This window comes from Sinomonas sp., assembly GCF_036848755.1.
Lineage (GTDB): Bacteria > Actinomycetota > Actinomycetes > Actinomycetales > Micrococcaceae > Sinomonas.
Genome location: NZ_DAIUJO010000130.1, coordinates 1 through 9093, shown reverse-complemented (window position 1 = coordinate 9093; position 9093 = coordinate 1). Strand labels below are relative to the sequence as shown.

Here is a 9093-nt window from a genome sequence, read left to right as displayed (position 1 = left end):
GCGGGAAGAGCGCGCCCCGGCGCATCAGCGACCACCAGGAACGCCCGGAAGCGCGTCACGCCGTGCTCCTTCACCAGAGCCTTCGCCCCGTTCAGGGCCGCAGGAGTGGCCCGGCACACCGCGGTCACCACTCCCCCGCCCGGCATGATGAGGCCGTGATCGGCGCCGTCGAGCAGTGCCGCCCACGTCGACGTCCCTGCCCCCGGATGCACGCCCACGAATGCCTCCGCAGGGACGTCGAACGTCCCGGGAGGGAACACCCACTCCGCGGCGCTCACTGGGCCGGCGCTCATTGGGCGTCCTTCGCGGGCTGGACGTCCGAGGCGAGCCATGGCGCGCCCTCCGAGGCCCGGGTCATGATGACCACCCAGTCCCCCGCGTCCGTGCCGAACTTGACCCGGACCTGATGCCCGTCCGGCACCGTGGCGGTCACCATGGACGGGCCAGTGGTGAGCTTGCGCACCGGGAGGCGCGAGGGCTGGATGTACTGCGCATCCTGAGCCCAGGCCGTCGTGATCAGCGGCGCCAGTGCCTGGAACCATGCGTCTTTGGGCTTGGAAACGTCCGCGTACGCGGTCATGACCTTCGCAGCCGCGTCGACGGCTGCCTTCTCCGAGCTTGGGTCAGCGGCCAGAGATGCCGGCCCCGTGTTCGCCGCCTGGGGCGCGTCCTGGCACGAGAGGATGCACGACGGCGACGCCGAAGCCGATGAGGACGGAGAAGGAGCCTCGCTCTTCTGGTCCGAGGTGGGGGTCCCGCCCCAGCACCCGGCCAGCACGAGCACCGCCGCGCCGGCCGCAGCCGCCATGGTCGCCTTCTTCTTGATCATCACGTCCTCTTCTCACGCTGCTTGGTCGAACTGCGCCCGAGTGGGCGGATAGAGGTAGCCGGTCGGGGCCTTCGGGTCGATGGTCCGCGTGTAGTACGCGCCGTTCGGCGGGAAGCCGAAGTTGTAGCCCTCCTCGATGACCTTCCCGTCCGGGGTGATCTCCTTGACCACGCCCACGTGCCCGTACGTGGATGAGGCCCCGCCGACGCCGAGCCCGTACCAGACGATGGCTCCGACCTTCGGCGTCATGCTCACCGTCCAGCCCAGCCGCGCCCACGCGAACCCCCACGTGCCCCCGTTGCCCAGCCCGAGCTTGGCCGAGTTCACCGGCTGGGGCAGCCCGAGCTCCTGCATGAGCCGCCACCAGGCGAAGTCCGTGCAGTTCCGGTACGCGAACGAGGTCACCGGGTTGTTGGCGTTGAGCGTCGTGCCCTTCCACGGGTAGTCATCGCCGGCGCCGGAGGAGCCGACGAGGGCGGCCTCGGCCGCGCAGCCGCCGGACCCGGGGCTGATCTTCCCGCCCGTGATCGCGGACAGGACAGCCTGCGCCGGGCCGATGTACTTGGTGTAGCCGGCGGGTGAGTAGTTCCCCTGCACCCTGTGCGCGGCCACGTCCGGGTCCATGGCCTGCCAGCCCGCGAGACCCAGGAGCGCCTTGAAGAACGCCGCGGCGGCCTTTCCCGGGTCGGTCACGTCGGCCTTCGTCCCCCACGGGCTTCCCGGCAGGCACCACTGCTGCTGGAACAGCCCCAGGCTGCACGTGGGCGACCCGTCAGGGTTCGTCGCGCCGTGGATGTCGTCGCCGTGGGCCAGGTTCTTCAGACCCGATTCCCCCATGGCCGTCATGACGCCGATCAGCAGGCCCTCGGCGGGGATGCCCATCTGCTGCCCCGTCCTGACGATGGCGGCCGCATTGCCCAGCTGCTCCGCGCCGTACCCGGCGACGGTCCTGCCCGGGGTGCCCACGGCCACGTCCTCCGCAGGCGGGCACGCGCCCTGGGCGCCGTCCTTGCCGCCCGCGCCCAGGATCATCACCACCACGAGCACCGGGACCATGACCGCCCCCAGGACCACGCCGACAGCCGCCTTCGCTCCCCCGTTCACCGGCGCCACCATCGTCCGGCCGAGGGCGCTTGCACGCCTCCCTCCGTGACAGCCCCGTCAGTGCCCAGCACGAGGTCCAGAACCAGATCACCGTCCGTGACCCTCACCGGCCACGGGCCCGGCGCCACCACAACGGAGGCGAGATGAGCCAGGACCACCGCGGGAGCGGAGGCACCGGACAGGACGACGACCGGGCGCCCGTCCACGGACCACATCGGGCCCACGATGTGGACCACCTCGGCAGCGTTCACCGATCCCCCCAAGGGCTCGAACCGCAGCACCCGGGGGGCTGCCTGCGCAGGCCGCCCCCGAGCGAGAGGCCCACCACGGCAGCGAGCAGCATCAGCGGGACGGCCAGACCAGCCGCCACCGCGCATCCGACGCCCTGCTTCATCCCATGCACCCCCTGACCACCACACCTATCAGTCCTCTATGACAAAACAGTCACGAGCATTACAACCCGAGGAAACACTTGCAAATCCTCACCCGAACCTCCACCCCCAGAACCGATAGCCCTCTCATCGAGGCCGTCACCCTAGCATCCATTGCTAGACTACCCTAGCAATGGATGCTAGGGTCAAGGCCAATGCCGAAGGACCTGCGGCAAGATGGGACGGTGACGCGAAATGCAAGGGTTACGCCGACGGGACCCGCCGAGGCGACCGCAATGAGTGCATTCGGCGTCTCCCCCATCCGTGCCGCGGTGATCCGCGAGCTGGCCCGCCATCCCGAGGGCGCCACGTCGGGGCAGATCGCCCGGCACCTGGAGGCGGCCTACCACACCGTCTTCCGCCATCTCCGAGAGCTCGAGGACCTCGGCCTGGTCGACTCCGACGCGGAGGACGACCGCCAGGGGCAGCGCGTCGTGTACCGGCTCAATCGGGAGGCGCGCGACCGCGAAGCCGAGAAGCTCCTCGCCTTCCTCGATGGCCGATAGGGGCGGCGCCACCGGCGCGGTAACTCGCACCGGTCCGACAGGAGTGATCGCGACACGCCGACAAGCCCATATGTGCGCTTTAAGTAAAGTCGCCCGCAAGGATGGGATGCATGGAGGACACCACGACACGCATGGGGCGCCCACCGCTTGGGCGTGAAAACACCGTGGCCACGAAACTTCCCGATGCCGAGATGAAGAAGCTTCGGGAGATCGCGGCCGTCCTCGGCGTGAAGCCGGGCCGTTTCGCCTCTGATCACTTCATCGACTTCATACGCTCCGTCGACCTCGACGAGCTGCGTTCCCAGTACGGGCAGGAGGCGCTGATTCAGAAAGCGTCTTAACGACTGAGGGCCCGCCTCCCGGCGGGCCCTCGTATAAGTCTCCCATCACCGCTTTGCTTGGCTGGCGACCCGGTGATGGACCCGAAACCCTCCTCGCGGTGGGTCCCTTTTGCATACCTCCTTGGAAGGAGTCTGCCCTCTTATGGTAGCTGAAGGTGCCGTCCTGTCACCTAATACTCCCGAGCGCGTGGCCGCTCGGCGTGTCACGGTCGGCCCGTCTGAGAAGGACCTGTGGTCGCTGGCGCCGCTGATCGCTGGGCGGCCCTTCTACCGGTCTGGGCGGTGGGTGCGGGGGAAGTTCGGCTACCCGGGCTCACCGGTGCGGATCACGGGCTCACTGCCTAAGACACCGGCTGCGGTGCTGGTGCATGGGGCGGACGGGTCGGTGGCGACGCTGTGCCTGGACCTGGACACCTCGGCTGCCGCCCAGGCGGTGGTCGACAGTGACGCGGAGCGGCTGAGGGCGCTGCTGGGCTCGTGCGGGCTGCGGTGGGTGGAGGACGTCTCCCCCAGCGGGGGCCGTCACCTGTATGTGCCGTTGGCGGTGCGGATGGACGGCGCAGCGGCCCGGGAGGTGATGGAGGCGCTGGCCCGGCTGGCGCCGAGCCTGGATGCGAGCCCGCACCGGAATCCCTCCACGGGGTGCATCCGGGTCCCGGGCACTCTGCACAAGCGGGGTGGGCGCCAGGAGCTGATCACCCCCTTCCCGGAGGCGTACGAGGTGCTGCGATGCCGGAACTCTCCGGAAGCGTTAGAGCGGCTGCGCCAGGGGCTGGCACCGGAGCTGGCCCGCAACCGCCAGGAGGTGTCCCGCCGCGCCCGGGGCGCGGCCGCTCGGGCGCAGAGCCTCAACCCCGGCGGGCACTGGCCCGCCAGTGCGGGCCGTCCTGTGGGCGGGTGGCGGTCTCCGCTGCGGGCGATCGCGGAGACGGGCCTGTACGACCCGGCGCGGTACCGGTCGGCGTCGGAGGCGCGGATGGGGGTCCTGAACCACCTCGCGGCCTGCGGGTGGACCCTTCCTCAGGTCCGGGGCGAGCTGGCAGGCCAGTTCCCGGGCCTGGCGGCCCTGTACCAGTCGAGTTCGCAGCTCGAGCGGCTCCTCGAGCGCGAGTGGGCCAAGGCGATCGAATTCACCGCCAACAGCGCAGGGAAGAGGATTGCCCGTAAAAGCGACACAAGCCCCCCTGAACCCACCGGGGGGGCAAAAGCCTCGGCCGCTTCGATCCACCAGCTGGTCAATGATTTGGAGAACGTCCTCTACGCGGTGCTCGATGCCAGGTTCCACTCTCTTGGGCGGGAGGGGATCGGTCTGAGGTTCCTCCTGCGCGGGGTGCTGGCGTACATGAGGACCATGGAGACCAACGTGCTCGACGTCGGCTGCCGCACCTTCGCCCTGGCCCTGGGCCAGCACCACGGCACCGTGGCCCGGCTGCTGCGCCGGCTCGCCGAGCTCTCCGACGGGATGGTCACCAAGGTCGCCGACGGCCGCCACCGCAACGCCGACGTGTACCTCATCGAACTGCCCGAGCAGCACCACCAGACCGCACAGGAGCTGACCTGGCGGCAGGGCAGGATCCACGCCGTCAGGCCAGTGTTCCGCGCTCTCGGGGCCGCCGCGGCGTTTGCCTACGAGGCGGTCGAGCGCTCCCGCCACTCCCCCACCACCGCCGAGGCCGCCCGGGACGCCCGTCTCTCGCGCACCACCGCGGAGAAGGTCCTGGCGGAGATGGCCGCCTACCGCATGGTCCACCGCGACGAGGACGGCCGCTGGCACACCACCAGCATCAGCCTCGCCCAGCTTGCCCACCGCCTCGGAGCCGACCAGGAGGTCGCAGCCCAGATCACCCTCCACCGGCTCCAGCGCGCCGCCTGGCACGCCTGGCTAGACCGCCACAACCCCGCCCAGCAGCTCACCGAGACCGACCTCTACGACCCCGAAACCGACGAACACTGGATCCCCCCAGACGACGCCGCCATGGTCCCGACCCTCTGGCGCACCGTCGCGGCCTGAGACACGTTCTGGGGAGAAGGTCCTCGAGTTCCATGGAGGGGGCGCACCGGACCGAAAGAGAGCCGGACTTCCCTCCCATTCGAGGTAGTCACAGAACAGGATCCGGGCGTGCTCGCTCGCCTTCGCGAGGCCGACTTCGACCTCATCTTCGCTTATGGGCCCGTGTGAAGCGTCGGAGCGCTCCGCCTGGGCCCGGAACCCCGGCCGTGCCGCTCGGCGCTTATTCCAGGTCCGGCCGGTGCGGTCGGGGGAGATGAGGGAGAAGAGGAGGCCGGCGCCGGGGCCGAGGATGCCGAGGGTGAGGGCGAACGGCACGGTCCCGGCGAGGGTGAGGGCGAAAAGGAGGAAGAGGGCCCCGGACCCGCCGACGTAGTAGCTGGCGCTGGAGCCGGTGGAGCGGATGCGGGTGGGGAAGTACTCGGACATCCGCACCCCGAGGATCCCGAAGCCCTTCTGCGCCGGCGCAGAGCATGAGAGCCCAGGGTTCCTCCGACGAGCGGTCGAGGGCGGCCGCCGTTGTTGAGTATTCAGGTGCTCGACGCGCCTCGGGAGCGGGAGCGCGCCTGGATGCGGTCCGCGACGACCTTTGCGTCCCGTCCCACGCCGCCGATGAGGTGGGAGTAGAAGCCGCGCTGGAAGATGAGTCCGACGTAGAAGAGCCCTGGAACGCCTTCTGCTGCTCCGTCGGTCTCGGCCGGGAAGCCGTCGGGGCCGATGAGGGCGGGGTGGACGAACGAGTAGTCGGGGCGGTAGCCGGTGCACCACAGGACGTTGGAGACCTCCAGGACCGTGCCGTCGTCGAGGAGGGGCCTGCCCTCGCTCGATCCGATGGTGCGTGCCGCAGTCCGGTGGACCCCGGCTGTGTCGAGGTCGGAACGCCTGGTGCGGATCAGGGGTGATCCGCCGCGGCGGATGGCTGGCCGGAGCCTGCGGCCGATCGGGGTTCTGAGGGTGAGCACGTGGTTCGAGGCGAACCAGAACACGGGGCCCGCGAGGTGCTCGTTGACCGGGATCTCGCCGTGGTGCCTGCCCGAGAGCCAGGTCTCGTGCCCCGCCTGGGCGGCCTCGAGCGCCAGGTCCGCGCCCGACTGGCTTGCGCCGACGACGAGCACCGGTCCGGGGAGCAGCTGGCCTGGATTGCGGTAGCCGCTCGAGTGCAGTTGCCGGATTTCGGGGTCGAGCTCTGCGGCGGTTGCGGGGATCTTCGGGCACGCGTCGCTCCCCGCGGCCATCACGACGTTCTCGGCGAAGAGCTCTTCTCGCTGGCCTGCGGAGACCGTCGAGAGGACGAACCCGCCGCCGTCGGCCGCTGCGACGCCCGTGACCCGCACGCCGGTCTGCACGAGCGGGCCCAACGGCGCTGCGTACGCCTCGAGGTAGTCGGCGAGCTCGCGGCCGGTGGGGAAGGCGCCCCTCGGCCCGGGAAAGGGCGTCCCCGGCAGTCCGTCCACGCGGGCAGCGGTGAAGAGCCGGAGCGAATCGTAGCGCTCGCGCCACTGGTCCCCGATACGCTCCCGGGCTTCGAGCACGACGCATTCTCGGCCTGCCTCGGCAAGCCAGTGCGCGGTGGCAAGGCCAGCCTGGCCGCCGCCGACGATGGCGGTCTCCACCCGGCGTCGCGCGTGGTCCGGACCCGTCGGGTTGGTGGGAATGAGAGGTTCGATGCTGGTCATGATGCCCTCCTGGGAGCGCCGGGTGCGGCGTGGTGGGCCGCTGGTTCCACGGTACGGAGGGAATTGCGGGACCGCTTCGGGCAGAATGCGCAGACAGGCGGCAGCGGTGGTGGGCAGTTCTGTGCAGGCTCGGTCAGAGGAGTCCGTGGTCGTAGGCGTACGCTGTCGCGGCCGAGCGGGAGGCGATCCCGAGCTTGGCATAGATGTTGGCCAGGTGGCGCGCCACGGTCTTCTCGCTCAGGACGAGCTTCGCCGCGACGGCTCGGTTGGTCAGCCCCGTGGCGACGAGCCGGATGACGTCCAGCTCGCGCTCGGTCAGGGGCGTCGAGGACGAGGGCGTGTGGCCCGGGAGGGCTTGAAGGTCCGGGCCTGCCCCGAGGCGCTCGAAGACCTGGCGCGCCGCCTCGATCTCCAGCGTGGCGGCCTCGTCGTCGCCCAGGGCCGCGTAGCACCTGCCGAGGGCAGCCCGGGCCCGTGCCTCGGGATACGGCAGGCGGAGGTCGTGGCATGCGATCGATGCGCTCCGGAAGGCCGCAGCCGCGCCTGCGGGGTCGCCGGCGGCGAGACAGGCGGTGCCCTGGACGGCAAGCGCCTCGGCCTTCTGGAGCGCGGCTCCCGAAGCCCGGGCGAGTGAAGCGAACTCGGCGGCCCCGGCCTGCGCCGCTTCCGCGTCGCCGGCTGCCGCCATCACCTCCACGTACGCGGGGAGGAACTCCTGCCGTTCGCCCGGGCGGGTCAGTTCCCCGTTGAGCCGGCGGGCCGAGACCGCCGCCGCGTCCGCTCGGCCCTGCGCAAGGCGCAGGAGCATCAGGCCCGGCTGTGGCCGGCGCCCTGCGGCGTTGGCGAGGCGATAGGCGTCCTCGGCCTCGGCGAAGCGGCCGGCGAGGCGGTGGAGCTCGCCGATCTGGTAGCTCGCGATCCCCGCATCGGCCGGGAGGAGCCGCGCGGCCGCCCGGGCCGCCTCGGCCAACGCGCCGGGCCAGTCCCCGTCGAACATCTTGACCACCGAACGGTGGACCAGGCACTGTCCGCGGAACGGCACGAGCTCGGGGTGCCGCTCGCACCAGTCCGTCGCCGCCTGCGTCCATTCGCGGGCCCGGGCGAGATCGGCCGCGCGCAGGGAGGCCGAGATGACCGAGCAGTAGGCCACGCCGTTCACGAGCGGTGTCCGGACCTCGCCCGAAGTCACCGCATCCATGGCTCCGCCGAGTTCGGCGAGGCCCTCCGCGGTGCTGCCGAGCCGCAGGAGCGCCCAGCCGCCGCTGAGCCGGGAGAGCACTTCGGTGTCCCGGTCGCCGGCCGCGTGCGCCAGAGCGAAGGCCTCCCGGGACAGGGCCAGGGCGCGGCGGACGTCCGCGGGATCCGAGGAGGCAAGCGCCGCATGGCCCAGGCCGGCGCACACGAGGGCCCGCTCGGCCGAGAGGCCCTCATCCTCCACCAGCTCGGCCAGGCGGCGCCCCCAGGCCTCGGCCCGCGCCCGGTCTCCGTGCGCTTCGTGGGCGAAGGCAAGCCAGAACGCCGCACGCGCAGCGGCAGCCGGGTCTCCGGTTTCCAGATGGCCCAGGAAGGACCTGCCGAGCAGGTCGATGCATTGTTCTTCGCGCCCGAGCAGGAAGGCGCTGAAGGCGGTGCTCATCAGGTCTGACGCGGAGAGCGGGACGCTGTGGTCAGCGCTCTCAAACGCGACGAGCGCGTCCGTCCACGCCTGAGCGGCGTAGAGCCGTCGTCCGTCCTCGAGTAACGGCTGGAGCATGCAGACCACCTCCATCCGAGGATAGACCGGAGCAGGTGGGACCTGAACACCCGGGCCCGGGGGACTGCCCGGATAACTCGGCCGCGTCGCCTCTGGCCGACAGGCCAGGTACGCGGCAGCCGGCCCCGACGGAGAACGCATCAACGAAGCCGCCGTCTACGTCCTGTGCGCACCCTCGCCGCTGACCCTTGTGCACAAAGCTGGCACCCCTCCCGCCCCAGGCGGTCCTCACCTTAAAGAAGAAGAACCAACCCCTGCACGCGCGCAAGGAAAAAACCCCCTATCGGCGTGGCTGCGCCACGGCCCATCCCTGCAGGCGCCGCGAGCGGCGCACCTGCCGCCCAGGTGCCATGGCGGTCAGAACTGCGATGGCCCGCCCACCGGACGCCAAAGCGCAAACTACAGCGCGTGGCCGCCGCCTCCGAGATCCGCTACCGCAGCTTCC

General features: G+C 70.8%; 8 protein-coding genes and 1 pseudogene. 3 read left to right on the top strand and 6 right to left on the bottom strand.

Features of this window, described 5'->3' with window-relative positions; translation table 11 throughout:
• The 4 genes and pseudogenes from V7053_RS16200 to V7053_RS16185 form a co-directional block, all read right to left on the bottom strand.
• Positions 1–293 (bottom strand): annotated as a pseudogene (locus V7053_RS16200) (hypothetical protein); the annotation flags it as partial.
• Positions 290–829 (bottom strand): hypothetical protein, encoded by a 540-nt coding sequence (locus tag V7053_RS16195; protein WP_334173304.1) that lies wholly within the window; start codon positions 827–829, stop codon positions 290–292. The pseudogene V7053_RS16200 and the gene V7053_RS16195, both read right to left, overlap by 4 nt.
• 12 nt (positions 830–841) lie before the next feature.
• A complete protein-coding gene (locus V7053_RS16190) occupies positions 842–1933 on the bottom strand; it encodes a CHAP domain-containing protein (protein WP_334173303.1) in 1092 nt (363 codons plus the stop codon).
• Positions 1930–2184, bottom strand: coding sequence for a hypothetical protein (locus V7053_RS16185; protein WP_334173302.1), 255 nt, complete (start codon positions 2182–2184; stop codon positions 1930–1932). The genes V7053_RS16190 and V7053_RS16185 overlap by 4 nt, the downstream gene beginning before the upstream one ends.
• A gap of 416 nt (positions 2185–2600) precedes the next feature.
• Between V7053_RS16185 and V7053_RS16180 the strand changes: the two genes are divergently transcribed.
• From V7053_RS16180 to V7053_RS16170, 3 genes are all read left to right on the top strand, one after another.
• Positions 2601–2870 (top strand): ArsR/SmtB family transcription factor, encoded by a 270-nt coding sequence (locus V7053_RS16180; protein ID WP_334173301.1) that lies wholly within the window; start codon positions 2601–2603, stop codon positions 2868–2870.
• Between the two features lie 110 nt (positions 2871–2980).
• Positions 2981–3211 (top strand): hypothetical protein, encoded by a 231-nt coding sequence (locus V7053_RS16175; protein WP_334173300.1) that lies wholly within the window; start codon positions 2981–2983, stop codon positions 3209–3211.
• A 142-nt stretch (positions 3212–3353) separates the two neighbouring features.
• Positions 3354–5222 (top strand): hypothetical protein, encoded by a 1869-nt coding sequence (locus V7053_RS16170; protein WP_334173299.1) that lies wholly within the window; start codon positions 3354–3356, stop codon positions 5220–5222.
• 527 nt (positions 5223–5749) lie between these two features.
• Here V7053_RS16170 and V7053_RS16165 read toward each other — a convergent pair.
• Positions 5750–6895: a flavin-containing monooxygenase gene (locus V7053_RS16165; protein WP_334173298.1), complete on the bottom strand. Its 1146-nt coding sequence runs from the start codon at positions 6893–6895 to the stop codon at positions 5750–5752.
• Between the two features lie 133 nt (positions 6896–7028).
• Positions 7029–8648: a helix-turn-helix transcriptional regulator gene (locus V7053_RS16160; RefSeq protein ID WP_334173297.1), complete on the bottom strand. Its 1620-nt coding sequence runs from the start codon at positions 8646–8648 to the stop codon at positions 7029–7031.
• Positions 8649–9093 lie beyond the last annotated feature (445 nt).

Coding starts and splice junctions, on each gene's coding strand:
- V7053_RS16195 (WP_334173304.1), bottom strand. CDS start 829: ATGATCAAGAAGAAGGCGACCATGGCGGCTGCGGCCGGCGCGGCGGTG.
- V7053_RS16180 (WP_334173301.1), top strand. CDS start 2,601: ATGAGTGCATTCGGCGTCTCCCCCATCCGTGCCGCGGTGATCCGCGAG.
- V7053_RS16175 (WP_334173300.1), top strand. CDS start 2,981: ATGGAGGACACCACGACACGCATGGGGCGCCCACCGCTTGGGCGTGAA.
- V7053_RS16170 (WP_334173299.1), top strand. CDS start 3,354: ATGGTAGCTGAAGGTGCCGTCCTGTCACCTAATACTCCCGAGCGCGTG.
- V7053_RS16165 (WP_334173298.1), bottom strand. CDS start 6,895: ATGACCAGCATCGAACCTCTCATTCCCACCAACCCGACGGGTCCGGAC.
- V7053_RS16160 (WP_334173297.1), bottom strand. CDS start 8,648: ATGCTCCAGCCGTTACTCGAGGACGGACGACGGCTCTACGCCGCTCAG.